Below are 24,557 nucleotides of genomic sequence, written 5' to 3'. Positions count from 1 at the left end.
AAAGGGTGACAGCAAATGCAATGGGGGTTTCGATGGTACGGGGAAGGGGATACGATCCCGTTAACGAATATTCGACAAATTCCAGGAATGCACGGCATTGTAGGAACACTTCTGAATAAAATGCCCGGAGATGTCTGGGAGATTTCCGAAATCAACGCACTAAAAGCATCAATTGAAAAAGAGCATCTTTCGCTATTAGGGATTGAGAGTGTCGCGATCCACGATGCGATCAAAGCTGGAACAGAGGAACGGGATCACTACATCGATCAATATATTCAAACGATTCGGAATTTAGCAGCTTGTGATGTACATATGATCTGCTATAGCTTCAAACCGATCTTCGGCTGGGCAAAAACAAACCTATTTTATCAAAACGAGGATGGCAGCTTCTCCTTGCTCTATGATCAAGCCGTTGTGGATGATATGGAACCTAGTGAGATGTATACGCTAATCCATAGCCAATCAAAAGGCTTTAAATTGCCAGGCTGGGAAGAAGAACGACTGAAAAAGTTCCAGCGTTTGATGGCAACTTATGAAGGGGTCACTCAAGAGATCCTCTTTGATAACTTAAGCTATTTCTTAAAGCGGATCATTCCTGTGTGTGAAGAAGTAGATGTGAAAATGGCGATCCATCCGGACGATCCACCTTGGGAAATTTTTGGTTTGCCACGGATCACCAAAAATTTAGAGGACTTGAAAAAAATCATGGCCATCGTGGATTCGCCTTATAATGGGGTGACGTTGTGCACCGGTTCGTTAGGTGCCGATCCAGAAAACGACATGGTGGATATCGTTCATGGCTTAAAAGGCCGCATCAACTTTGTTCATTTTCGCAATGTGTTGTTTATGGGGGAACGCAAATTTAAAGAATCTGCCCATCTTTCCACTGAAGGATCGTTAGATATGTATGCCATTATGAAAGCCTTGGTTGAGGTCGGTTTTGATGGTGTCATCCGTCCTGATCACGGGCGGACGATCTGGGGGGAAGTGGCGATGCCAGGCTATGGTCTGTATGATCGCGCGATTGGTATCAGTTATCTTCAAGGGCTTCATGAAGCCGTCTTGAAAGAGCAAATGCAATCGAGGGGAACGAAGGGAGGAGAGAGTGTATGACACTCTATGAACAATTGGCAAAAACAAGGGTGTTGCCCCTTTACACGGCAACAGACCTTACCTATTTGCCAGTAGTAGAATCACTGCTGATTGAGCATGAACTGTATTTTATTGAAGTGACCTTCCGCAGTGCCCTTGCTTTAGAAGCGATTGAAAAACTCTCTCAATCGGGCAAATTGATCGTAGGCGCAGGCACGGTCCGCACCTTAGAACAAGCAAAAGCAGCAGTTGAGAAAGGGGCGCGCTTTATTGTTTCCCCTGCTCTTGTACCTGATGTGGTGGAATTTTGTCTTGCCGAAAACATTCCAGTGTTTCCAGGGACAGCTACCCCAAATGACATTCAACGGGCAACGGATTATGGCTTATCAGTTGTGAAATTTTTCCCTGCGGATATCTACGGGGGCTTACCGGCAATCAAAGCCCTCAGCGGTCCGTTTTACGATATTCGATTTGTCCCAACTGGTGGGATCACTCTCGAAAATGTTCAAGACTATTTATCTGATCCGCAAGTATTAGCGGTTGGCGGCTCCTTCATTCTGTCAGAAGCGCTAGTAAAAGAAGGGCGGGAAAAGGCTGACAGCCATTTGGCGCATGTAAAATCATTGCTAAGTTGAGCAGTCAGCTGTAAATAAACAAGATGAAGCAATGGGTGCCAAAGGATTTTGGTACCATTGCTTTTTTATTCGCAGAAAAGCAAAGGAGGCCATAGGATGGAGAAGATAAAACTGGTGATTTTTGATATGGACGGTTTGATGTTTGAAACAGGTCGGTTAGTTTACCGCGCCTATTTAAGAGCCGCGGAGGAGTATGATTTTGAAGTTTGCCAAGATGTTTATTATTACCTGACTGGCAGAACGGAAGCAGATATTCGTAAAGGGATGCAGGAACTTTATGGCAGTACGGTACCAACGGATCGGTGGCGAGAAGCGATGAATCGTCAGAAAGAAGTGATTTTAGCTGAAGAAAAGCGGGTGTTCAAAAAGCCCGGCCTTCTTGAACTATTGGAAGCATTAAAAAAACAAGATTGCTTGATAGCCGTGGCGTCCTCTTCGTCGAAAGAAAAAATCAAGGCGTATTTTGAAATGGAACAGATGCCAGATTGGTTTGATACGGTGGTTTCTGGGGATCAAGTGCGAAAGGGCAAACCTGATCCAGAAATCTTTCTGACAGCATGCCAACAATTAGGCGTAAAGCCTGAAGCAGCCTTGGTATTAGAAGATTCTCTAGCCGGCATAAGAGCCGCAAAACAAGCCAAGATCCCAGCTTTTCTGATTGCGGATGATTTGAGTATTTTGCCAGTCAAGAAAAATGGGAAGTATCCTTTGCTTAAACAGCCAAAACTTGAGCAAGAAGTAGCTGCACAGGTGAAAACTTTTTCTGATCTGACGGAAGTCAGAGACTGGCTAGTCGTGAATCATTTTTCTTGGCCTTGATCGATGTTCCAAGAAGCTTCGATAAAGCAAACGGCATTAAGCAAGAACATACGGTGCTATAAATCAGGCATAGCGTTGCGGAATCGGTAAAACAACAAAGGTTCATTTTGGCAATTGGTCTTTTCCTGCTCATTTCTCTATGAAGAAGGGGAGAGTTAGAATGTTTTTCACTACTTTCTGGGAACGTGGCAAAAGGCTGACTAGAAAAACGAGTAAGATTGTAGCAGCTCACTTTATAGGTAAGTGAAGCTGCTTTTTTGCGCTATTCCTTCAGCAACGAAAAATGAGCATTGTGTGTTAAGCGGTATTCTTTCGGAGTCAGTGAGGTCAAAGCTTTGAAATTTCGATTGAAGGTTCGCACATTTTGAAAGCCAGCCTGTTCTGCTACTTCCGTAATCGGCAAGAGACTATGAGTCAGCAAAAAAGAGGCATGGCGAATTCTTGCTTGATTCAAAAGCCGAGGAAAGGTGCTTTTCAATTTCTCAGTGATCATTCTGGAAACGTAGACGCTACTATAACCGATACTGCTGCTTAGTTTTTCGAGCGTCAGCTCTTCTTTGAAGTGTGACTCGATATAGGCAAGCAGCTGGATCAGGATATCCTCTTGGTTTTTGGCTGGTAGTAAAGTCGTTTGGTGCTCAAAAAGGTAAAGGACTTGATACAGTGCCGATTTTCGTAAATAGAGGGAATCCGTTTCAAATAAAGGATAATACAGCTGATTTGCGACAGACGAATCAATGGTGATAACGGGATCTGACAAAGCGAAATCTTTGGTTTTGGCATAAAAATCTGGAATAAACTCCGGCGAAAAAACCAGAATATGCAGTTGTGATTCCTTAGGGGTTTCGATGGCATGGGTCTGGTAAGGCATGACTAATAACACTTGGCCAGTTGTAAGGACATAGGGACTTTCTTCGATTTTGACAACCGCTTCGCCGTCACTACAAAAAAGCAATTCAAAGGAACGATGAAAATGTTCCATGTAATTAAGCGAGTAGGGATGGTAACTGGAAACGCCTAGGTATTCGCCGAAATGGTATTCTTCTAAAATAGTCACGCGATCTATCCTCCATTTTTTGTCTATCGATGTGTGGAAATCGTCCTGTGAATGATAGCGATTTCATTCTATAATTATGACAGTTCAGCTGAAGAAAGTAAATAGAACAATGATTAGTGAATATTTTTAAAATGAGCTGCAGCAGCAAGTTTCTTTTTTTTGTTAGGTATATTAGTAAAGAAAACTTACTAACTGGATGAAGCTCATTCCTACTGACACTCAGTTGAATCACAAAATGCCAAAAAGGGAAAGAGGAGGAAATTTTTTTGATTACCAATCCGATACTAACAGGCTTTCATCCAGACCCGAGTATTTGTCGTGCAGGAGAAGATTATTACATTGCTACGTCGACCTTTGAATGGTTTCCAGGTGTGCGCATCTTCCATTCGAAGGATTTGAAGAACTGGCGCTTGATCAGTACACCAGTCAATCGTGTCAGTCAGTTGAATATGCTGGGAAACCCAGATTCTGGGGGTGTTTGGGCGCCAAACTTAAGTTACAGTGATGGTCGTTTTTGGTTGATTTATTCAGATGTCAAAACACAATCTAATAGTTGGAAAGATGTGAACAATTATTTGATCACCTGTGAGACCATTGATGGGGATTGGTCAGAACCAATCTATATGAATTCTTCTGGTTTCGATCCCTCGTTATTTCATGACGACGACGGCAAAAAATATTTTTTGAACATGGTTTGGGATTATCGTCCGACAAACCATTCCTTTTATGGGATCGCTCTCCAAGAGTTTGATTGGCAAGCCAAGAAATTGGTGGGGCAGCCCAAAATCATCTTCAAAGGAACAGAGCGCAAATTGACGGAAGCACCGGTTATGTATAAAGTGAACGGTTATTATTATTTATTGACGGCAGAAGGCGGCACCAAGTTTGAACATGCAAGTACCATCGCTCGTGGGACGCACATCGAAGGGCCTTATGAAGTTCATCCTCAAAACCCTCTGATCAGTTCCTGGGGACAGCCAGAGATCCTGCTACAAAAAGCTGGCCATGGTTCATTTGTGAAAACGCAGACCGATGAATGGTATTTTGTTCACTTAACAGGGCGAGCGCTGAAGTATCCAGAAACGCCCCTCTTAGAAAATCGCGGCTATTGCCCGCTCGGACGAGAAACAGCGATCCAGTCTGTTTATTGGGAAAATGATTGGCCGTATATCACAGGCGGAAACTTTCCAAAAGAGGAAGTCCCACAGCCACAGCTGCCCGAACATCCGTGGGAAACAGAATCAGGCTTTGATGATTTTGAAGAGGCGTCGTTGGCACCAGTGTTTCAAACCTTGCGGATTCCTTTTTCTGAGGAAATCGGTAGTTTGACCGCACGACCAGGGTACTTGCGCTTGTATGGGCGAGAGTCGTTCAATTCCTTGTTCCATCAAGCACTGGTGGCAAGAAGATGGAGCGATTTTCGTTTCGAAGCAACGACTGCCGTCGAATTTTCACCGAACTCGTTTCTACAGTTAGCAGGCATGACGAATTACTACAATACACAAAACTGGTCGGCGATCTACATCACTCATGATGAGACGAAAGGCAGAATCATCACTGTATTGACAAGCGAAAAGGGCCAACTGAAGAGTCAAAAAGCACCAGAAGTTGTGATACCAGCCGATGTACAAACAGTCTACTTCAAAACGATCGTTAATTATGCCCACTATCAATACGCGTACTCGTTTGATCAAAAAGAGTGGCAGGTCATCGATCAGCTATTTGACAGCTTGCAATTGTCTGACGACTATGTAGCAGAACATTACGGTGGGTTCTTTACAGGGGCTTTTGTAGGGATGTTTGCGATTGATACGACCGGCAATCGTTTGGCGGCTGATTTTGATTCATTTGACTATCAAAAAATCGAGGAGGAAGAAAGATGAAAAATTGGAAACGGGTCTTACAAACAGTGTCATTGGCGGGCTTAGCAGCTTTTATGCTTAGTGGCTGCGGGAATGGTTCTGGAAACAGCAGCTCAGATAATAGCGCAACGGGAAGTAGTGGCAAGGATGAACTCGTGGTTTGGACCTTTACTTCAGAATTATCAACGATGATCAATGATTACTATTTGCCGGCGCATGACGACTTGGCCTATGACATTCGGATCGTGGAGATTCCTTCTGACCAATTCGAGACCAAGCTCGATCCGATTCTCGGTTCCAAAGATGCACCAGATGTGATTGCTTTAGAATCTGCCTTTGTCAAAAAATATGTGGAATCAGGCATGATGGCAGACCTTGGTTCACTGGGGCTTGATGAAGCCTCAGCAGATACGTATCAATATGTCAAAGACGTAGGGACTTCAAAAGACGGGGTTCTTCATGCCTTGGCTTGGCAAGCTGCTCCTGGCGGGTTTTATTACCGGGCATCGATGGCAGAAGAGCTGCTAGGAATCGATGATCCAGCGGCTGCGCAAGCGGCCTTGTCAGACTATGACAAGTTCTATGAGCAAGCCAAAGCAGTCAAAGAAAAAAGTGGTGGAACCACCTATATGATCTCTAGTGTCCAAGATTTGGCGAAGCCTTTTTATGGTCAACGCGAACATGGCTGGGTTGAAGACGGCAAATTAGTGATCGACGACAGTTTGTATGACTTGTTGGATGTATCACGAAAATTTGTAGAAGAAGGCCTGACACAAGATACAGAAGGACAGTCAGAAGCTTGGTTTGCTGGAATGAATGGCGACAATGTATTCGGTTATAGTTTGCCGACATGGGGGCTGCACTATTGGTTAAAACCAAATGCGACAGCTGCCGATAACTCCAGCTCAACAGAAGGCGACTGGCGCATGATCCAAGGACCTTCGTCGTGGTTCTGGGGCGGCACATGGATCGGTGCTACGGCAAATTCTGAGATGCAAGAAGAAGCTGCGCAATTGGTGGCTTACTTGACCACAGATCAAGCATTTTTAAAACAATGGGCCGAAGATACCGGTGATTTTGTATCAAATGAGCGAGTCGTTGAAGAAATTAAAGGCGAATATGAAGAGGAATTTTTAGGCGGTCAAAACCACTATGCAGAATTTGCCGATATGGTTCAAGACATCAACGCGAAAATTCTGACCGAGTATGACCAGACGATTGAAACCCTCTTTACGGATAGTTGTTTGACACCATATTCAAAAGGTGAAGTGGATCAGGAAACGGCGATCCAAAACTTTAAAGATGCGGTCGTCAATGCTTATCCAGATGTTCAAGTAGATTAGGTGTTGTTGAAACCGGCACCGAAGACGGGGTCGGTTTCAACCTTTTCTAGGTACTATGCGCTGCTTAAATGGCTTGTCTTTACAGGCAGAAGTTGGCAGTAGAAGAAAAAAATCAGGGGGATTACGATGCAGAATAAGAGAAGATTTGAACAGTATCATCGCTATGGGCTATTATTTATCGCACCATTTTTTCTAGCATTCTTGGTTTTTCAGCTTTATCCAATTCTCTATACGATTTACCTGAGCTTTACAGATCTAAAAGGGTGGAATCCGACTGCCAATCTTGTCGGACTGGATAACTATCTTGCGATTTTTTGCAACCCGTTATTTTTAAAATCGATCAGCAATACCTTTATTTTGTGGGGCGTAAACTTTGTTCCTCAAATTGGCTTGGCTTTGTTGCTGGCGGCATGGTTTACCAATATCAAGCTGCGCTTGCGGGGGAAAGGATTCTTCAAAGTCGCTTTTTACTTACCCAACATCATTACTGCCGCTTCAGTAGCAATCTTATTTTTTGTTTTGTTCAGTTTTCCGTTAGGTCCGATCAACCTAGTCTTGCAGCATTTCGGTGTTTTGGACCAGCCCTATGACTTTTTCCGTAGTGAAACGGGCACTCGGCTGATCGTTTCCTTTATCCAATTTTGGATGTGGTATGGTCAGACCACGATTGTTTTGGTTTCGGGCATTTTGAGCATTGATGATGCTCTTTTTGAATCAGCAATGGTCGATGGAGCCAATGATGGTCAAATTTTCCGCAAGATTACGCTGCCTTTGTTAAAACCAATCTTGCTTTATACATTGGTGACGTCCTTGATTGGTGGCTTGCAAATGTTCGATATTCCTTTTTTGCTGACAAATGGCAATCCCAACAATAGCGTCTTAACGATCACGATGTTTATCTACAACCAGGCCTTTACCGGGAGTCGGAATTTCAACGTTGCCGCAACCGCGTCGGTACTATTATTGGTACTTTCAATCGTATTAAGCACGTTATTGTTTCAATTTTTCAAAGAAAACAGCAAAGTGGGGCGAAAATAAATGGAAAATAGCTATCGAGCAAAACGATTGTTGATCTATGTCTTTTTGGTGTTGCTGACCATCCTAAGTATACTGCCGTTTTGGGTCGTCTTAGTCAATGCGACCCGTTCAGCGGAACAGATCCAGCAAGGGCTGTCCTTGTGGCCCGGCGGTAATCTCCAATACAACTGGTCCGTCTTAATGGGCAGAGGCTTCAATGTTTTCAATGGGTTTAAAAATAGTTTCCTGATTGCTGCTGGTGCTACCGTTCTCAATGTATATTTTTCGGCGCTGACGGCTTATGGCGTGATCGCCTATGAATTTCGTGGCAAGAAAGTCCTGTTTGCTGTCATTCTTGGGCTGATCATGATTCCTCAGCAAATCAGCATGATCGGTTTTTATCAATTTATGAATCGCTTAGGGCTTTTAAATAATTTTCTGCCATTGATTTTACCAGCGATCGCATCACCTGCTACCGTTTTTTTCTTAAAGCAATATTTAGAAACGATCTATCATCCTGATTTGGCAGATTCTGCTCGTTTAGACGGAGCCGGCGAAATCAAAATTTTCCATCGCATCATGTTGCCTTTGATGAAACCGGGCCTAGCCACCATGGCGATTTTCTCGTTCGTGACCTCGTGGAATAATTTCTTGATGCCCTTGATCTTGATCAACGATACGGAAAAGTATACGTTACCGATGCTGGTCCAATTGCTGAAAACCGATGTTTACCGTACTGAATTTGGCAGTATGTATCTAGGGATCTCATTAAGTATTATTCCTTTACTGCTGATTTACCTGTTTCTCTCGAAATACATCGTGGGCGGTGTGACGGCTGGCGGAATCAAAGGATAGCGAGACCTTTTTACCAAAAGAAAACGCTGGACTGAGTTTTCAGTCCAGCGTTCATTTAACGGATCGCATGGGAGAGATCAAGTGCTGCAAAGCGCAAATCGTTGATATTCAAGAAATGTTTTGCCACTAGAACGTTACCGCCAAACAGCGGGGCTTGATCGCCTAATCGACTGTTTTTGATCTTCGTGTTTTTGGTGAACTGACTGGTCAATTTTTGCTGCAGCGCCAGTAATAAATCAGGAATTTTGCGATAGACCGAGCTGTTGATATAGACTTCTTCGGGATCAGAAAAAGTGATGACATTGTTTAGCCCAATACTAAGAAATTCAACATTTTGTTGCGCCAATTCGACTGCTGATTTTTCTCCGGCATGGTAGGCTTGTGCGAAGGTATCCGAATTTACGAACGCAGTTTTTGTATAGTGACTGTAGGTGTCAAACAAGACTTTGTTCGAGGCATATTGCTCTAAGCAGCCTCGATTGCCGCAAGGACACAAGTTGCCATGAGGAAAGAGCGTAGAATGGCCAACTTCCCCCGCCATGCCGTGAGTACCGGTTTGCAGTTGCCCATCAACGATGATTCCGACACCGATCCCGCTATGGACGCTGACGCTCAGTAAATTCGTGGAATCAGAAGAAAAACAGTACTCGCCTAAAGCCGTCAGATTGGCTTCGTTTTCTATATAGACCGCCGTATTGTATTTTTGACTCAAAGGGGCGATCAAATCAAAGTGTTCCAAGTCGTAGTAGGGGGCAAAGGTGATCGTCTGATTGTGAACGATGCCGTGGATCGCCAAACAGATTCCTACTAATCCATGAGTGGTTTGCGGCATTTGCGGCCAAAATTCTTTCATCATGGAATCGACCGTCGCCAATACATTTTCTTTGGTGATCAATTCATGGGAATGGTCGGCGGAGGCGATCATCTCGCCATTGATATAAGAGAGCATCCCTCGAACATAGTTATAGCCGATGTCAAAGGTAACAGCTAAGCTGCTACGGTGATTGAATTGCAATTGAATCGGTTTGCGACCACCGATCGAAGTGGAATCACCAATGCCGACTTCGCGCACGAAGTCCGTGTCGATCAGTTTTTTGGTTATTTGAGAAACAGACGCTTTATTGAGATGGGTCAAATTTGACACTTCCGCTCGTGACACATTTTCATTGTCAATGATCGTCTTCAATACAGCCGCTTCATTTTGTTCGCGTATGCCCATTTTATTGATAATCATGTGTTCTCCTCTTCGTAGATGTGATTAGTGTTAGTTTACCGTGCAAATTAATATTGTGCAAGCTGAAGAATAAAGAAAAGACGCAGAATGTAGGAGCGGCAATTTGAGAAGGAAAAACCATGAAAGATTCGTTGAAAGCGCTTGACAGGAATGCGAGAATCGTTTACTATCCAATTAGTTAGTTTTGAATGCTAATTAACCGATTAAAGGTCAATGGTTAACTGCTTCAAACAGAGGAAGGAGAGAAGAGATGGCTTATTTTTTAGGGTTGGATCTAGGAACAAGTGCGTTAAAAGGCTTAGTTTTTGATCAAACCGGGGAACTCCAAGGAACAGCAAGTGCTGACTATCCATTGTCATCCCCTAGACCGGGGTTCAGTGAGCAAGAGCCGGTGCATTGGCAAGAGGCGGCAGATAAGGTGATCAAAACCTTGATCCAGCAGCTTCCAACGCTGCAGAAGGAATTGATCGGCGTCAGCTTTTCTGGGCAAATGCATAGTCTTGTTTTATTGGATGAAGAAAACCGAGTCATTCGTCCGGCAATATTATGGAATGACGTTCGGACCACCAAACAATGCCAAGCGATCATGGCATCCTTTGGAGAGGAAATAAAAGCAATCACCAAGAATGTTGCTTTGGAAGGGTTCACCTTACCAAAAATTTTATGGGTCCAAGAACACGAGCCTGAACATTGGCAACAAGTTCGTCACATGATGCTGCCAAAAGACTACTTGGCTTTTTGGCTGACTGGGAACTATTCGATGGATTATTCCGATGCAGCGGGTACGTTACTGCTGGATATCGAAAAGAAGTGCTGGTCTGAAGCCATTCTAGAAAAATTCGCAATCGCATCGGATTTACTGCCGCAGCTTTTTGAATCAGCAGCGCCTGTGGGGCAAATGCGAAAAGAGCTGCAAGAAGCCTTTGGGTTTGAACAAGAGGTGACGATCTATGCAGGTGGCGCAGACAATGCCTGTGCTGCATTAGGTTCAGGGATCATCGCCGAAGGTGTCGGCATGGTGTCGATTGGCACGAGCGGTGTGTTCTTATCCTTTGAAGAAGCGCAAGAGGTTGATTATCAAGGAGATCTACACCTCTTCCGTCATGCGATCAAAGACAAGTTGTATTCAATGGGGGTCACGTTAGCCGCTGGAAATTCCTTAAGCTGGTATCGTGATACGTTTGCCCCCAACCAATCGTTTCAGGAATTGCTTTCAGCGATCAGTGAGGTAAACCCAGGGGCAGAAGGCCTGCTGTTTACGCCTTATATCGTGGGCGAACGCACACCGCATACCGACAGCCAAATCAGGGGTAGTTTTATCGGCATCGACACACGGCATCGCGAAAAGCATTTCAGTCGTGCCGTCTTAGAAGGGATCACCTTCTCTTTAAAAGATTCCCAAATGATCATGGAAGAACGGGCACAGCGGAAATTCACCCAGATCGTTTCTGTGGGGGGCGGTGCGAGAAATGCCGAATGGCTGCAAATGCAAGCCGATATTTTTAATGCAGAAATGCTGACTTTGTCTACTGAGCAAGGTCCAGGTATGGGCGCAGCAATGCTGGCAGCAATCGGCAGCGGCATTTATCCAGATGCAACTGCTTGTGTTAACGCCTTTGTCAAATACGGCAAGGCCATTGCACCGATTCCTGAAAATGTCGCCAAATACCAAGAAATTTATGCGATCTACCGCACCGTCTACCAACAAACCGCACCTATCTGCCATGCATTGGCGCAAATCGAGTAGCGTAATGGCAGCAGGCAATCTACTTGATCAAAGCGAGGAATCGTTTTTGGTTCTAAAAGATTGGAAACAAGTAAGTTAGTTTATTACACTAAAAAACATAAAATGGAGGCAACAACAATGACTTATTTCCCAGAGATCGAAAAAATCCGCTACGAAGGTCCTAAAACAGACAATATGTTTGCATTTCGCCACTACGATGCCGAAGAAGTTGTTTTAGGCAAGAAAATGAAAGATCATCTACGTTTTGCAATCGCCTATTGGCATACGATGACACAAGACGGCTCTGATCCTTTCGGCGCACCCGTCAACAAACGGACGTGGATTGGTGACACCGAAATGGAAACGGCGAAAAATCGAGTAGAAGCCTTCTTTGAGATTTGCGAAAAATTAGGGGCAGAGTTCTTCTGTTTCCATGATGTTGACGTGGCACCTGCGGGAGAAACGTTAGAAGAATTTTTCCAAAACTTAGACGAAATCACCGATTTGATCAAAGAAAAAATGGAACAAACGGGGATCAAACTATTATGGAATACAGCAAATATGTTCTCACATCCTCGTTTCAACAACGGCGCTGCTTCCACCAATAATGCAGAAGTCTATGCGTATGCGGCAGCCCAAGTCAAAAAAGGCTTAGACATCTCGAAAAAATTAGGCGGCGAAAACTATGTCTTCTGGGGTGGCCGTGAAGGCTATGAAACCTTGTTGAATACAGACATGAAGTTTGAACAAGACAACATCGCCCGTCTATTCAAAATGGCGATCGCTTATGGCGAAAAAATCGGTCATAAACCGCAGTTCTTATTAGAGCCGAAACCAAAAGAACCATCAAAACACCAATATGATTTTGATGCAGCGACAACGATGGCCTTCATTCAGCACTACGGCTTAGAAGGAGATTTCAAATTAAACCTAGAAGCCAATCATGCAACATTAGCTGGCCATACCTTTGAACATGAAATCGCCGTTGCCCGTAGCTATAACGCATTAGGCTCACTGGATGCCAACCAAGGAGATATGCTGTTAGGATGGGATACGGATGAATTCCCAACCAACGTTTTTGACTCGACACTCGCTTTATACGAAGTCTTAGAAAACGGCGGCATCGCACCGGGAGGAATCAACTTCGATTCTAAAGTCCGTCGTTCGTCATTTGAAATGGAAGATCTGCTGTTAGCCCACATCGCTGGTATGGATACGTATGCCCGAGCGTTGAAAGCAGCAGCGAAACTGAAAGAAGACCGCTTCTTAGACGAGTTGAAGGAAAAACGGTACGCCTCGTTCCAAGAAGGCATCGGAGCGAAGATCGTTGCTGATGAGGAAAACTTAGAAACACTGACAGATTACGCATTGGCGCATGATCAAATCGAATTAGAATCCAGCCACATTGAATATGTGAAATCTCGTTTGAATGATTACCTGTTTTAATAAGAAACGACTGTCGTTCTGAGGAGCGACAGTTTTTTCACCTAAAAAATATCTTTTGGCAATTGTTACGAATCAACCAAATTATGATACGATAAAATGTAACCGATTTAACTCGGTTTAGGAATTGAAGGAGGCAACTTGATGTTTCACACAAACTTAGATCCTTTCCCAGAAAACTTCTTATGGGGGGCGGCTTCGGCGGCCTATCAAATTGAAGGCGCATGGGCAGAAGACGGCAAAGGTCCGTCGATTTGGGATACCTATGCCCAAATTCCCGGCAATACCTTTGAGGAAACCAACGGCAAAGTGGCGATCGATCACTACCATCGATACAAAGAAGATGTTGCCTTGATGAAGCAAATGGGCTTGAAAGCCTATCGCTTCAGCGTAGCGTGGTCGCGAATCGTGCCTGATGGCGAAGGTGCGGTCAATGAAGCTGGTGTGGCGTTTTACGAAAAGCTGGTGGACGAATTGCTTCGGCAAGGAGTAGAACCGATTTTGACGCTGTATCATTGGGATCTTCCTCAGGCTTTGCAAGACAAATACCAAGGATGGGAGGGACGAGAAACAGCAGCGGCATTTGAACGGTATTGCCGAATCCTTTTTGAACGCTTAGGAAAGAAAGTCACCTATTGGGTCACCATGAATGAACAAAATGTCTTCACTTCTCTTGGGTACCGTTGGGCGGCACATCCACCGGGCTTGAAGGACTTAAAACGGATGTATGCAGCCAATCATATCATCAACCTTGCCAATGCAAAGGCAATTAATTTGTTCCATGAGCTGGTTCCACAGGGCAAGATTGGTCCAAGTTTTGGCTATGGTCCGATGTATCCGTTTAGCTGTGACCCAGAAGATGTGCTGGCTGCAGAAAATGGCGAAGCCTTCAACAACGCGTGGTTTTTAGATGTCTATTGCAAAGGCGAATACCCGAAATTTGTCTACAAGCAATTAGCCAAAGTCGGTCTGGCTCCTGAAGTCACTCCAGAAGATCAAGCACTATTAAAACAGGCAAAACCTGACTTCTTAGGGATCAATTACTATCACGGTGGAACGGCCCAACAAAACAATTTGCAAAAGCAGTCAGCTGAAAAGAAAGAATTTTCTAAAGTCGATCCGTATTTGATGCAAGCGGCAGCTGGCGAGTTCTCACCAGAAGAAACCATGTTTGCGACGGCGGAAAATCCCCACTTGAAAAAAACAGATTGGGGCTGGGAGATCGATCCCGTTGGTTTCCGTGTAGCCTTGCGACGTATCCAAGCCAATTATGACTTGCCGATTTTTATTACTGAAAATGGGTTAGGCGCCATCGATCAATTGACAGAAGACAAACAGATCCATGATCCATACCGCATTACCTATTTGCAGGAACATCTGGTGGAACTGCAAAAGGCTATCACGGATGGGGTTGAGCTGATCGGCTATTGTGCTTGGTCCTTTACAGATCTACTAAGTTGGTTGAATGGATACCAAAAACGCTATGGGTTTGTTTATGTCGATCGCGACAATCAAAACGAACGTCAGTTGGCGCGCATCCCGAAGGATAGTTTTTATTGGTATCAAGAGGTGATTCGCACCAATGGGGCAAGTTTGACAAGTGAAACATGATGTAACGAAGGAGTAGCTGAAAATGGAGGTTGGAAAATGCGTAAAGTGTTGATCGTTGATGATGAAGCATCGATCCGAAATGGACTGCCTCTGATCATCGATTGGGAACGTCTGGGGTATCAAATCGTCGGGTCGGCGGAAAACGGCGAAGCTGGCTTGGCAATGATCCGCGAATTGAAGCCAGACGTTGTGATCGCTGATATCCGTATGCCGGGAAAAAATGGTCTTGAGATGGTGCAAGCAGCATCGGAGGAAGGGCTTTTGTTTTTTGCCATTATTTTGTCCGGCTACTCAGATTTTGACTATGCCAAGCAAGCTTTGCAACTGGGCGCTGTGACCTATTTGCTGAAACCAGTTGATGAAGAAGAGCTGATTGGTATTTTGACGAAAATCGATCAAAAAGCCAAGACCGATCAGCAGAAAAATCAGAAGAGTCAGTTGATGGAGAAATTGTTTGGCGGGGATCAAACGGGGATCAAAGACGCACAAGCCATCAAGCTATTGCGACTTTCCGAGGAGGCAGATGCCCAAAAGCTGGTTGAGAAATTGCAGGAGCAAGTGGCGCAAGTCATCACCTTGATCCATCGGCATCATCGGTATTTGGTTTTGTTAAACGAGGAACGCTTTCCCGACGAGGCGATCGATGCGTGGTGCCGCAAAAAAATGGCTCATCAAGAGATCTTGATCTCCCGCTGGTTTGCGGCGCAAGAGAACTTGAAGCCATTGATGATCGATATCCAGACATTAAGTAAATTGATTTTCTTATTTCCCAATCAAGTCATTTCTCACCATGTTTTGGATACGACCCAAGAAGCAGAAGAACGAAGCGATTTGCGTGAAGAATTAGTAAAAGCGATTTTGGCAAACGATCCGTTGGAACAGCCGTTATTCCGCTATTATCAAACCTTTTATCATTTATTGGCATTGGAAGAAGAGATCAAATGGCAAGTCAATGGCGACATCGAATGGCTGCAGCATCAAATCAGTGAAAAAGTAGCATTAGCGATCGAATGGTCGACAGACGAAGTGCATCAGCAGATTTTTCTCGCCCAAACGTTTCCGATGCTACAAGAGGTGATCACCGAAAAACTAGCAGACTTGCAAGCAACAGTCGCCAGCAGTTTGAACCAAATCGATATCATTGCAGAATTGATCCAATACACAAAAAAGCATTATCAAGAAGATTTGACCTTGAAAAAAATCGGGGAACGTTTCAATTACAATAGTGCCTATCTAGGCAAGAAGTTTCGCAAAGAAACCGGTAAAAATTATTTGGCGTTCTTGGATGAAGTACGAATGGAAAAAGCGGTGGAAATCTTACGTCATTCCAATCTAATGGTCTACGAAGTTGCTGAATTGGTGGGCTACAGCAATGTTGATTATTTCTACAAAAAGTTCAAACAATACCATCAGGTTTCGCCGAATGAGTTTCGGAAAAATGAATAACCACAAAGATGTCCGTGATTTTCTACGGACATCTATTTTTTAGGGTAACGATGACTAAATTGCTTGGTAGGCTTTCTTTTTTTTCTTTTATATAATTTAGATGGAACTGTAAGCGCTTTTCGAACGGAGGAGGAGAAATGACAGATGTACGCCTGTGCTTTGATGTAGGCGGGACCTATATCAAATTCGGGGTTTTTACCGAGAAGAATCAATGGCTGGACCGAGGCAAAATCAAAACCCCGAGTAATACGCGGGATGAATTTTTTGCTGCCTTAGCTGCCAAAATACAAGAAGTCGAGCAAGCGCATGTTATCGAAGGGATCGGGTTGAGTTTTCCTGGTTTCATTGATTCAGTCAATGGCCGAGCGATCATGGCGGGGGCGTTGGCTCCTTTACACGGCTGTGCTGTCGTACAAGAGCTACAGCAGCGTTTAACCAAGCCCTATCCGATCTGGATCGAAAATGATGCGAAATGTGCTGCTTTAGCAGAACTTTCGACCGGCAACGCTACTGACATACAAGATTTTGTCATGATCACATTAGGCACCGGTATTGGTGGTGCGCTCGTTCATCAGCGCCAGTTGATTCACGGAAATGGGTTTCGGGCAGGAGAATTCGGAATGATGATCACTGATTTTCAAGCATCTTCTTTTGCGACCCTCCATGATCTAGCTTCAACGAGAGGGCTGATTGCTGCCTATCGACGAGCAAAAGCGATTCCTGAATCAGAGGAGATTTTAGGCGAAACCATCATGCAGCAGCGGTCGAGTGATCCTGAAACGCAGGAGATTCTAAAACAGTGGGCACGTTATGTCGCACTTGCGATTTACAACCTAGCTGTCACGATGAACCCAGAAAAAATACTGATCGGCGGCGGCATCAGCCAAAACCCTGATCTATTAGCTATAATCAAACAAGCAATCAATGAGAACCCCCATTGGCCGGATTTCCAAGTGCCGATCGAGACTTGTCGTTACTATAATGATTCTGGTCTGTTAGGGGCGTTGACATTGATCCAACAAGGAGGAAAAAAATGAAATTTTCAGATGGCGGTTGGTTATTTCGTGAAGGATTTGATGTGAAATTTGCGGTGCATGTCTACGATGCCCGTAAAGATGAAAACAAATTGGTCTTATATCTGCCTTATAGCTATGTCGGGCATAAAGGGGCAACACTGGATGGCGGATTGTTAACGATGGAAGTTACTACCCCTAGAACCAATATCATTGGGATCACCCTCTACAATTATAAAGGGGTCCAAGCCAAAGCCCCCAACTTTGAATTGATGACAGAAGAGATCACTCCTGATATTTCAGAAGATGAGCAATCGTATGTTTTTCGCTCGGGAGACTTGCAAGTCGTGATCAGCAAAGAGGAAAATGTGACAGCTTCGTTTTATTACAAAGAACAGCTGATTACCCAAAGCAAACCTCGCAGCAAAGCCTTAGTGATCGATCCGCAAGCAAATACCCATATTAGCGAACAGTTGACCCTGGATGTGGGAGAAACGATTTATGGTTTAGGGGAACGCTTTACAAATTTCGTGAAGAACGGCCAAAGTGTTGATATTTGGAATGCCGACGGGGGCACTGGTACGGAGCAAGCTTACAAAAATATTCCGTTTTATGTAAGTAATAAAGGGTATGGCGTCTTTGTCAATTCACCCGACCGGGCGCAATTTGAAGTGGGGAGTGAAAAAGTTTCTCGTGTTCAATTCAGCAATCCAGGACAAACGCTGCAGTACTTTGTGATCGCCGGTGATGAGTTAAAACAAGTGATCCAGCGCTACACTGATTTGACGGGGAAACCGTCGCTGCCACCTGCGTGGTCCTTTGGGTTGTGGCTAAGTACCTCGTTCTTGACGGATTATGATGAACAAACCGTAACATCTTTTGTAGACGGTATGGCAGAACGTGAGATTCCCCTTGAGGTCTTTCATTTTGACTGCTTATGGATGAAGGAATACGAGTGGTGCAACTTCACGTGGGACGAACGAACTTTCCCAGAACCGGAAAAAATGCTGCAGCGCTTGAAAGCCAAAGGATTGAAAATCTGTGTCTGGATCAATCCTTACATTGGGCAAAAATCACCCTTGTTTGACGAAGGGATGGCCAATGGCTACTTTTTGAAACGCGCCAATGGAGATGTCTGGCAATGGGACAAATGGCAAGCAGGTTTGGCGATCGTCGACTTCACCAACCCTGAAGCGGTCGCTTGGTACAATAGCAAGCTGCGTGCCTTATTAGACATGGGTGTGGATTGCTTCAAAACGGATTTTGGTGAACGGATTCCCACCGATGCGGTGTACTATGACGGCTCTGATCCAGAAAAAATGCACAATTATTACGCCTACCTATACAATAAAGTCGTCTTTGACTTGCTGAAAGAAGTCAAGGGAGCAGAAGAAGCCATCGTTTTTGCGCGGGCAGCTTCGGTTGGTTCGCAACGCTTGCCTGTACACTGGGGTGGCGACAGTACCTCAGATTATCCATCAATGGCAGAGTCACTGCGGGCAGGTCTGTCCTTTGGGTTAGGCGGCTTTGGATATTGGAGCCACGATATCTCAGGGTTTGAAGCTGGCTCAACCCCAGACCTTTACAAGCGCTGGACACAATTTGGTCTGCTGTCTTCCCATAGCCGTTACCATGGCAGCTGGGAATACAAAGTGCCTTGGGTTTATGACGACGAAGCCGTGGCGGTAGCCAAAGCCTTTACCAAGTTAAAATTGTCCTTGATGCCTTACTTGCAAGCTCAATCGGTGCTAACCGCCCAAACGGGGATTCCGATGATGCGGGCGATGGTCTTAGAGTTTCCTGAAGACGAGATGACCCATCATTTGGATCGCCAATACATGCTGGGGGAACACCTTTTAGTTGCGCCCATTTTTAATGATCAAGGAACGGTCTCCTTTTACGTACCGAAGACGAAGGGGCATTGGATCGACTATTTATCTGGCAAAGCTTACGAGGGCGGACGTTGGTACCAAGAAACCTATGATTATTTCCACTTGCCACTGTTAGTCCGACCAAATCAACTGATTATCGAAGGCCATGAACAAACCAAAGCAGTCTATGACTATGCCGAACATCCAACGATCCATCTCTTTGATCCGCAAGACAAGACCGCTACGGCTATCTATGATCACCACGGTGAGTGGATTGGCGAGGTGGCTGTTGAAAGAGTCGATCAAGAACTGATCGTCAAGCTGACAGGGATCCAGCAAGCATCCTTGCAGATTCACACGACTGCTGGAAAAACGAGCCATAAGCTGACGGCTGACCAAACCACGATAAAGGAGTTCTAGATGCCGATGCGAACCATCACGAATCCAATTTTACCTGGATTTCATCCAGATCCCAGTATTTGCCGTGTCGGTGAAGACTTTTATCTGGTGACGAGTACTTTTGAATATTTTCCTGGATTACCAATTTATCACAGTAAAAACTTGGCAGACTGGCAGCTGATTGGTCATGGACTTTCGCGACCTGAGCAGCTGCAGTTATCGACGAAAAATCCCAATGCTTTTGGTCTGTATGCCCCAACCTTGCGTTTTATCAAGGACCGCTTTTACCTCGTTTGTACCAACGTTGGGGCAAACGAAGGAAGAGAAGGCAACTTTCTGATCTGGACAGATGACATCGCCGGTGAATGGTCTGACCCGATTTGGTTGGACACTCCTGGGATCGACCCGACGATTTTCGCAGATGACGATGGGCAGACCTATTACTTAGGCACCCATAAGGAGATCTATCTGCGGACGATCGATTTGGCTTCTGGAGAATTAGGTCCGCGCCAAAACATTTGGACAGGCAGCGGAGCGGCTGATCCAGAAGGCCCCCACTTGTATAAAAAAGACGGCTATTACTACCTGTTGATCTCCGAAGGCGGAACGTCCTATGGGCATATGCTGACCATGGCCCGCAGCCGTTCCTTGACGGGACCCTATGAAGCATGTTCCAATAATCCAGTGATGACCAATCGCAGTACGAATCTGCCGCTGCAAGCTACAGGGCATGCGGACCTCGTGCAAGATACCCAAGGCAACTGGTGGGCAGTTTGTCTGGCAGTACGCCCCATCAGCTATCCTTTGAGGCATTTGCTAGGTCGGGAAACATGCCTGCTACCGGTGGACTGGTCAAACCCATGGCCGGTGTTTGGCGAGGAAGGTCACTTGCCAGAAATCATTCAGGTAGACACAGCGGCGGCACCAAAGGAAACACAAAAGAAGAGCAGCAAGCCTGATTACGTGACTTTATTCGAATGGGACCCGACATTGATTGAAGAAGAGCCGCATGGCTTCTTGCTGCATCCTAATCAGACGGGTCTATCTGATCAAGGCAAACTCGCCGCAGTGTTCCAACGGCAAACCGCCTTTGAGCAACAATTTCAGGCAACCTTTGATTGTCGGCAACTAACGGATGGACAAGCAGGATTGACGGTTTTCTTAAATGCCACCCATCACTATGAGGGATACCTAGAAAAAACGGCGTCCAGTCAGCAGCTAGTTTTCCGCCGACAAATCGGTTCCTTATGGAAAGTTGAAAAGAAACTGCCTTATGCAGCAGATATGGTCACCTTGCAGCTGAGCTCCGATAAAGAAACCTATCGTTTTTCTGTTCTTGATGAACAAGGACAAGCACAGCCTTTAGGCAGTGGAGAAACAAAATATCTGACCACTGAGGTCGGTGGTGTCTTTACTGGAATCATGGTGGGCTGTTACGCCAGTGCTTCTTCACCACAACAAACCGTTCGTGTGCGGGATTTCTAATCAATCAAAAGCCCCCCTTCGATTCCTGTTTCAGAAATCGAAGGGGGGCTTTACTGTTTTAGCGAGGAGAAAATGAATCTTGGCTTAGATCGTGGATCCGCAAGGTAACTTGTGTGCCACTGCCCAGCACACTCTCGATCGTCAAGCCGTATTCAGGTCCATAAAACATTTTGACCCGATGATTGACATTGGCTAGCCCAATGTTCTTTTTGGCATGGGTGGAGGGCGTCTTGATTTTTTGCTGCAAGTGTTCGAGTTTTTCTGGCGGTATCCCGCTGCCGTTGTCTTGTACCACGATCACCAGATCATGGCCGTCTTTGGTGATCGTCAAACGGACAAACCCTGGATAGGTGATGCCTTCCAAGCCATGGGAGATGGCGTTTTCCACCAATGGTTGAATCAGGAGGGGCAATATTTGTACTTCTTTTTGGTCGATCTCATTGGAGACTGAATAGGAAAAGTTGACTCGATCGCCAAAGCGCATCCGCTGGATCTTGACATACACGTGAACCGCATCTAAGGACTCTTCTAAACTCGTTCGCTTGGTTCCGTGGGCTTCTAGCGTATAGCGCATCGATTTTGCCAGTAATTTGATGGCGTAAACGACGTCAGAATTGCCGGAAGTCAGCGCCATCATGCGAATAGTTTCTAACGTGTTGAACAAAAAGTGGGGATTGATCTGCCCCGCTAAGATATTAAATTCCATTTGCTGTTGTTGAGTCAACAGCTCTTGCTGCGCCAGACGTGAACGGTAGATCTCTTCTTCTTTTTTCTTGATTCGTTGAATGATCTTATGGAAATCAAGAGAGATCTGTGAAATCTCGTCTTCGCCGCTGATATTTTGAAAGAAATCATAATCCTCGATCGAGGCAAAGTAGACCGCCTGCTGCAGTTGAGAGATTCGTTTGGTAAAGAATCGAGCAAAGAGAAAGACGATGATGAAAGTAGTGATCAAAATCACCAAAACGATCGTGCTCCAACGGATCAGATTGGCGCGTAGATTGCTATAGGCATTTGTATCCGCACTATAAATTGTGATGATGTCTTCTTTGTTACTCATGGGTAAGGTGCTTTTGGTGAGCATCACCTTGGTACCATCATCTTTTAAAAAGGCAGCACTCGTTTGCGGCTCAGAAAGAGTCGTAAGCTGTCCCGGTTCACCGACTTGATTGATTTTGTCGCTATAAAAGATGACATCATCATTTAACTGTAATTCCAATTCATAGGATGAATTACGAAGTCGGTTGCTGAGATAATTATAATCGACTTGGATCTCCAAAACGGCAGTTTCTTTTGATAAAGGCAAAGGCAACGTTTTATAAAGACTCAAACGATTTGCTTTGTAATCCTCTGGCATCGTCATCAAAAAAGCATCGGGTTGCTTGAGGGCTCGTTGGTACCAGGCGGTCGCTTGAATTGTGTCATCTGCCTGTTGAAAATATTTATAGTTCGGAATGGTTTGATTCGTCGTATAGATAGTTAATTTCGCAATCGAGGTTTGAAGATTTCTGATCTCATCTAGCTGATCATAGCTATTGATGTCCACGATCGCTTCTTGGTCGTCAAGGTAATTTGCAGTTAAAAGCTGACGTAGATGAGTATCGTTTGATAAGGAACTCGCCGTGTTGGTCAGCGTGTTTGTTGTATCAAAGAGAACAGATTTGACACGCTGAGCATTCAACTCTGCCAAGTGTTGGTAATTGCCTGTCAGCTGCTTGGTTGAATCGTAGACCAATAAGAGACCAATAGTCACTGTGGATAAAAAAACAACAGGCAGATAAAGAATGAATAATTGTCGCCGAATGGAAAACTGACTCAGACGACGAAAAAGTGAGAGATGACTGATTTTTTTCATGCTTGCTGATTACGAAAGATGGAAAGCAACAGGAACGAACTACAATAAATAACGAAAGAAAAGCCAAAAATCAACAAGAGGAATTTAAACAACGGAAATAAAACAACAAAACAAAACGCAGCGATAGGAATAAGCGCGAGGGCTAACGAACGGATAGGGTCCGCGATCGGTAACAGAAACGCGTTTTTTAATGTTTGCCTAAAGCTGTTTTCATAACGTCCAATTAACGCAAGGCAATAGACTAATACAATAAACAGATAAATAGCTGTAACAATTAGAACGAAAGCAAAAATACTGGCAAGAATGGTTTTTGAGGAAAACCAAAACAAGCTACTATACAGTAGTGCTACCATGGGGAGCCCAAGAAGGAGAAAACTACCGGTGGCTTTCATAAAGTTTGCTCGTAGCGCTCGCACATAGCCTACAATCAATTCACCACGCTCCTCATCCGCATAACGAATCGTCACTTCATAAAGGGCAGCTGTCGCAGCACCAATCGTAATAATTGGCAAACAGCTAATGATATATAGTAAATTTAACAATGTGAATTGTGAAAAAACGGTGGTTATTTTGTACAGTTGGCCATCAGGATTGTACTTCATTTTTATCCCTCCAAAATTAATATATTCCTATAGTACTCGCAAAAAACAAATTTTGAAAGCCTTATCATTTGAGCGATTTCTAGCGAAAACATTGATAGATCAACATTCTTTATAAATAAAAGAAAAATAAAGTCTAAAATGTACGGATTGACCTCTATTTTTAACAGGTGGCAAATGAGATTTCAGGTGTTAGTATTAAAAATGTAAAAGCGGTTACAAAAAAAGGGGGAGGAAAATGGAAAGTAAACTAAGCAGTGTCCCAAGAAAAAATAAGCGGGTGACACGAGAAGGGAAGATTTTGTTTTTATGTATCGTTCCCTTTCTGATTCTCGTGTTTTTGTTCTCTTATTTTCCTTTGCACGGATGGATTTATTCACTTTATGATTACAAACCAGCATTAGGTTTAGCGCGCAGCGAGTTTGTAGGCTTCAAATGGTTTCGACTTCTTGTCTCTAGTCCAACACAAGTGGATCAGATCGTACAAGTAATGAAAAACACCTTTGCCATGAGTTTTTTAGGGATCGCCACTTCGATCCTACCAGTAGGCTTCGCCATTTTATTGAACGAAATCAAGTGCAAATGGTTTAAAAACTTGGTCCAAACGCTGACCACGCTGCCGAATTTTATCAGTTGGGTTTTGGTGTATACGATCGCCTTTAGCTTGTTTTCTTCAACAGGGCTGGTAAACACGTTGCTGCAAGAATGGGGCTTCGTTACAGATCCAGTCAAATTTTTGGATAGCGGCAATCATACGTGGCTAATGATGTGTCTTTGGAATATTTGGAAAGGCTTGGGCTGGGGTGCCATCATGTATCTTGCAGGCATTTCAGGAATTGACCCCGAATTGTATGAATCGGCGCGAATCGATGGGGCGAATCGTTTCCACCTGATGCGTCATATCACACTACCTGCCTTGATGCCGACGTTTCTTGTGATGCTGATGCTGTCTATCGCCAACTTGTTGAACAACGGGATGGATCAGTACTTTGTTTTCCAAAATGCATTCAATCGAAATACGATCCAAGTCCTCGATTTGTATGTCTACAATTTAGGGATGGGTGGAAATAGTCTATCTCTGGCTACCGCGATCAGTATGCTAAAAAGTGTCATTTCTGTTGCCTTGTTAGCCATCGTCAATATTGCGTCGAAAAAAATTCGGGGGACTTCCATTATTTAGGAGAGGAGGATATCT

Annotated in this window: 19 protein-coding genes; 15 read left to right on the top strand and 4 right to left on the bottom strand. The window is 44.5% G+C overall.

The window, feature by feature from the left end; translation table 11 throughout:
* The first annotated feature begins 15 nt into the window (after nucleotides 1–15).
* The 3 genes from uxuA to IGK85_RS13135 all read left to right on the top strand — a co-directional run bounded on the left by uxuA (nucleotide 16) and on the right by IGK85_RS13135 (nucleotide 2,546).
* Nucleotides 16–1,113 carry a mannonate dehydratase gene (gene uxuA / locus IGK85_RS13145; protein ID WP_429972259.1) on the top strand — a complete coding sequence of 366 codons (1,098 nt, stop codon included), beginning with the start codon at nucleotides 16–18 and terminating at the stop codon, nucleotides 1,111–1,113.
* Complete coding sequence (locus tag IGK85_RS13140) at nucleotides 1,110–1,727, top strand: bifunctional 4-hydroxy-2-oxoglutarate aldolase/2-dehydro-3-deoxy-phosphogluconate aldolase (RefSeq protein ID WP_008380585.1); 618 nt, start codon at nucleotides 1,110–1,112, stop codon at nucleotides 1,725–1,727. Before uxuA ends, IGK85_RS13140 begins: the two co-directional genes overlap by 4 nt.
* A 96-nt stretch (nucleotides 1,728–1,823) precedes the next feature.
* Nucleotides 1,824–2,546 carry an HAD family hydrolase gene (locus IGK85_RS13135; protein ID WP_008380587.1) on the top strand — a complete coding sequence of 241 codons (723 nt, stop codon included), beginning with the start codon at nucleotides 1,824–1,826 and terminating at the stop codon, nucleotides 2,544–2,546.
* Between the two features lie 262 nt (nucleotides 2,547–2,808).
* On the opposite strand, the gene IGK85_RS13130 is transcribed toward IGK85_RS13135, so the two are convergent.
* Nucleotides 2,809–3,603: an AraC family transcriptional regulator gene (locus tag IGK85_RS13130; RefSeq protein ID WP_008380589.1), complete on the bottom strand. Its 795-nt coding sequence runs from the start codon at nucleotides 3,601–3,603 to the stop codon at nucleotides 2,809–2,811.
* Between the two features lie 266 nt (nucleotides 3,604–3,869).
* Between IGK85_RS13130 and IGK85_RS13125 the strand changes: the two genes are divergently transcribed.
* From IGK85_RS13125 to IGK85_RS13110, 4 genes are all read left to right on the top strand, one after another.
* Nucleotides 3,870–5,486: a glycoside hydrolase family 43 protein gene (locus tag IGK85_RS13125; protein ID WP_008380592.1), complete on the top strand. Its 1,617-nt coding sequence runs from the start codon at nucleotides 3,870–3,872 to the stop codon at nucleotides 5,484–5,486.
* Nucleotides 5,483–6,808, top strand: coding sequence for an ABC transporter substrate-binding protein (locus tag IGK85_RS13120; RefSeq protein ID WP_008380593.1), 1,326 nt, complete (start codon nucleotides 5,483–5,485; stop codon nucleotides 6,806–6,808). Before IGK85_RS13125 ends, IGK85_RS13120 begins: the two co-directional genes overlap by 4 nt.
* 126 nt (nucleotides 6,809–6,934) lie before the next feature.
* Nucleotides 6,935–7,846: a carbohydrate ABC transporter permease gene (locus IGK85_RS13115; protein ID WP_008380594.1), complete on the top strand. Its 912-nt coding sequence runs from the start codon at nucleotides 6,935–6,937 to the stop codon at nucleotides 7,844–7,846.
* Nucleotides 7,847–8,680, top strand: a complete 834-nt coding sequence (locus tag IGK85_RS13110; protein WP_005228444.1) for a carbohydrate ABC transporter permease — start codon at nucleotides 7,847–7,849, stop codon at nucleotides 8,678–8,680.
* A 55-nt stretch (nucleotides 8,681–8,735) separates the two neighbouring features.
* Here IGK85_RS13110 and IGK85_RS13105 read toward each other — a convergent pair whose 3' ends face one another.
* The gene (locus IGK85_RS13105) at nucleotides 8,736–9,914 is read right to left on the bottom strand and encodes an ROK family transcriptional regulator (protein WP_008380595.1); all 1,179 of its coding nucleotides are present in this window, start codon (nucleotides 9,912–9,914) and stop codon (nucleotides 8,736–8,738) included.
* A 250-nt stretch (nucleotides 9,915–10,164) separates the two neighbouring features.
* Between IGK85_RS13105 and xylB the strand changes: the two genes are divergently transcribed.
* The 7 genes from xylB (at nucleotide 10,165) to IGK85_RS13070 (ending at nucleotide 20,908) form a co-directional block, all read left to right on the top strand.
* Nucleotides 10,165–11,661, top strand: a complete 1,497-nt coding sequence (gene xylB / locus IGK85_RS13100; protein ID WP_008380596.1) for a xylulokinase — start codon at nucleotides 10,165–10,167, stop codon at nucleotides 11,659–11,661.
* 117 nt (nucleotides 11,662–11,778) lie between these two features.
* Nucleotides 11,779–13,086, top strand: coding sequence for a xylose isomerase (gene xylA, locus IGK85_RS13095; RefSeq protein WP_008380597.1), 1,308 nt, complete (start codon nucleotides 11,779–11,781; stop codon nucleotides 13,084–13,086).
* Between the two features lie 141 nt (nucleotides 13,087–13,227).
* Nucleotides 13,228–14,694 carry a glycoside hydrolase family 1 protein gene (locus IGK85_RS13090; protein ID WP_008380598.1) on the top strand — a complete coding sequence of 489 codons (1,467 nt, stop codon included), beginning with the start codon at nucleotides 13,228–13,230 and terminating at the stop codon, nucleotides 14,692–14,694.
* A 36-nt stretch (nucleotides 14,695–14,730) separates the two neighbouring features.
* Nucleotides 14,731–16,140 (top strand): response regulator, encoded by a 1,410-nt coding sequence (locus tag IGK85_RS13085; RefSeq protein ID WP_008380599.1) that lies wholly within the window; start codon nucleotides 14,731–14,733, stop codon nucleotides 16,138–16,140.
* 137 nt (nucleotides 16,141–16,277) lie between these two features.
* Nucleotides 16,278–17,177 carry an ROK family protein gene (locus IGK85_RS13080; protein WP_008380600.1) on the top strand — a complete coding sequence of 300 codons (900 nt, stop codon included), beginning with the start codon at nucleotides 16,278–16,280 and terminating at the stop codon, nucleotides 17,175–17,177.
* Complete coding sequence (gene yicI, locus IGK85_RS13075; protein ID WP_429972258.1) at nucleotides 17,174–19,444, top strand: alpha-xylosidase; 2,271 nt, start codon at nucleotides 17,174–17,176, stop codon at nucleotides 19,442–19,444. Before IGK85_RS13080 ends, yicI begins: the two co-directional genes overlap by 4 nt.
* The gene (locus IGK85_RS13070; RefSeq protein ID WP_008380602.1) at nucleotides 19,445–20,908 is read left to right on the top strand and encodes a glycoside hydrolase family 43 protein; all 1,464 of its coding nucleotides are present in this window, start codon (nucleotides 19,445–19,447) and stop codon (nucleotides 20,906–20,908) included.
* Nucleotides 20,909–20,966: 58 nt separating this feature from the next.
* Here the strand turns inward: IGK85_RS13070 and IGK85_RS13065 are convergent, their stop codons facing one another.
* Nucleotides 20,967–22,763: a sensor histidine kinase gene (locus tag IGK85_RS13065; RefSeq protein ID WP_008380604.1), complete on the bottom strand. Its 1,797-nt coding sequence runs from the start codon at nucleotides 22,761–22,763 to the stop codon at nucleotides 20,967–20,969.
* A complete protein-coding gene (locus IGK85_RS13060; protein WP_005234068.1) occupies nucleotides 22,760–23,365 on the bottom strand; it encodes a YesL family protein in 606 nt (201 codons plus the stop codon). Before IGK85_RS13060 ends, IGK85_RS13065 begins: the two co-directional genes overlap by 4 nt.
* Nucleotides 23,366–23,600: 235 nt before the next feature.
* Here IGK85_RS13060 and IGK85_RS13055 point away from each other — a divergent pair, with 235 nt between their 5' ends.
* On the top strand, nucleotides 23,601–24,542 hold the full coding sequence (locus tag IGK85_RS13055) for an ABC transporter permease (RefSeq protein ID WP_005228459.1): 942 nt from the start codon (nucleotides 23,601–23,603) through the stop codon (nucleotides 24,540–24,542).
* Nucleotides 24,543–24,557 lie beyond the last annotated feature (15 nt).

The sequence above is a fragment of the Enterococcus sp. AZ015 genome (assembly GCF_050499225.1).
Classification (GTDB): domain Bacteria; phylum Bacillota; class Bacilli; order Lactobacillales; family Enterococcaceae; genus Enterococcus_D; species Enterococcus_D entomosocium.
This window is presented reverse-complemented; position numbering and strand designations above follow the sequence as displayed.

Excerpts from the sequence above, each read along its gene's own strand:
- IGK85_RS13080 (WP_008380600.1), top strand. The coding sequence starts at position 16,278 with ATGACAGATGTACGCCTGTGCTTTGATGTAGGCGGGACCTATATCAAA.
- IGK85_RS13065 (WP_008380604.1), bottom strand. The coding sequence starts at position 22,763 with ATGAAAAAAATCAGTCATCTCTCACTTTTTCGTCGTCTGAGTCAGTTT.
- IGK85_RS13085 (WP_008380599.1), top strand. The coding sequence starts at position 14,731 with ATGCGTAAAGTGTTGATCGTTGATGATGAAGCATCGATCCGAAATGGA.
- IGK85_RS13115 (WP_008380594.1), top strand. The coding sequence starts at position 6,935 with ATGCAGAATAAGAGAAGATTTGAACAGTATCATCGCTATGGGCTATTA.
- uxuA (WP_429972259.1), top strand. The coding sequence starts at position 16 with ATGCAATGGGGGTTTCGATGGTACGGGGAAGGGGATACGATCCCGTTA.
- IGK85_RS13140 (WP_008380585.1), top strand. The coding sequence starts at position 1,110 with ATGACACTCTATGAACAATTGGCAAAAACAAGGGTGTTGCCCCTTTAC.
- IGK85_RS13120 (WP_008380593.1), top strand. The coding sequence starts at position 5,483 with ATGAAAAATTGGAAACGGGTCTTACAAACAGTGTCATTGGCGGGCTTA.
- IGK85_RS13070 (WP_008380602.1), top strand. The coding sequence starts at position 19,445 with ATGCCGATGCGAACCATCACGAATCCAATTTTACCTGGATTTCATCCA.
- xylA (WP_008380597.1), top strand. The coding sequence starts at position 11,779 with ATGACTTATTTCCCAGAGATCGAAAAAATCCGCTACGAAGGTCCTAAA.
- yicI (WP_429972258.1), top strand. The coding sequence starts at position 17,174 with ATGAAATTTTCAGATGGCGGTTGGTTATTTCGTGAAGGATTTGATGTG.
- IGK85_RS13105 (WP_008380595.1), bottom strand. The coding sequence starts at position 9,914 with ATGATTATCAATAAAATGGGCATACGCGAACAAAATGAAGCGGCTGTA.
- IGK85_RS13110 (WP_005228444.1), top strand. The coding sequence starts at position 7,847 with ATGGAAAATAGCTATCGAGCAAAACGATTGTTGATCTATGTCTTTTTG.
- IGK85_RS13135 (WP_008380587.1), top strand. The coding sequence starts at position 1,824 with ATGGAGAAGATAAAACTGGTGATTTTTGATATGGACGGTTTGATGTTT.
- IGK85_RS13055 (WP_005228459.1), top strand. The coding sequence starts at position 23,601 with ATGGAAAGTAAACTAAGCAGTGTCCCAAGAAAAAATAAGCGGGTGACA.
- xylB (WP_008380596.1), top strand. The coding sequence starts at position 10,165 with ATGGCTTATTTTTTAGGGTTGGATCTAGGAACAAGTGCGTTAAAAGGC.
- IGK85_RS13060 (WP_005234068.1), bottom strand. The coding sequence starts at position 23,365 with ATGAAGTACAATCCTGATGGCCAACTGTACAAAATAACCACCGTTTTT.
- IGK85_RS13090 (WP_008380598.1), top strand. The coding sequence starts at position 13,228 with ATGTTTCACACAAACTTAGATCCTTTCCCAGAAAACTTCTTATGGGGG.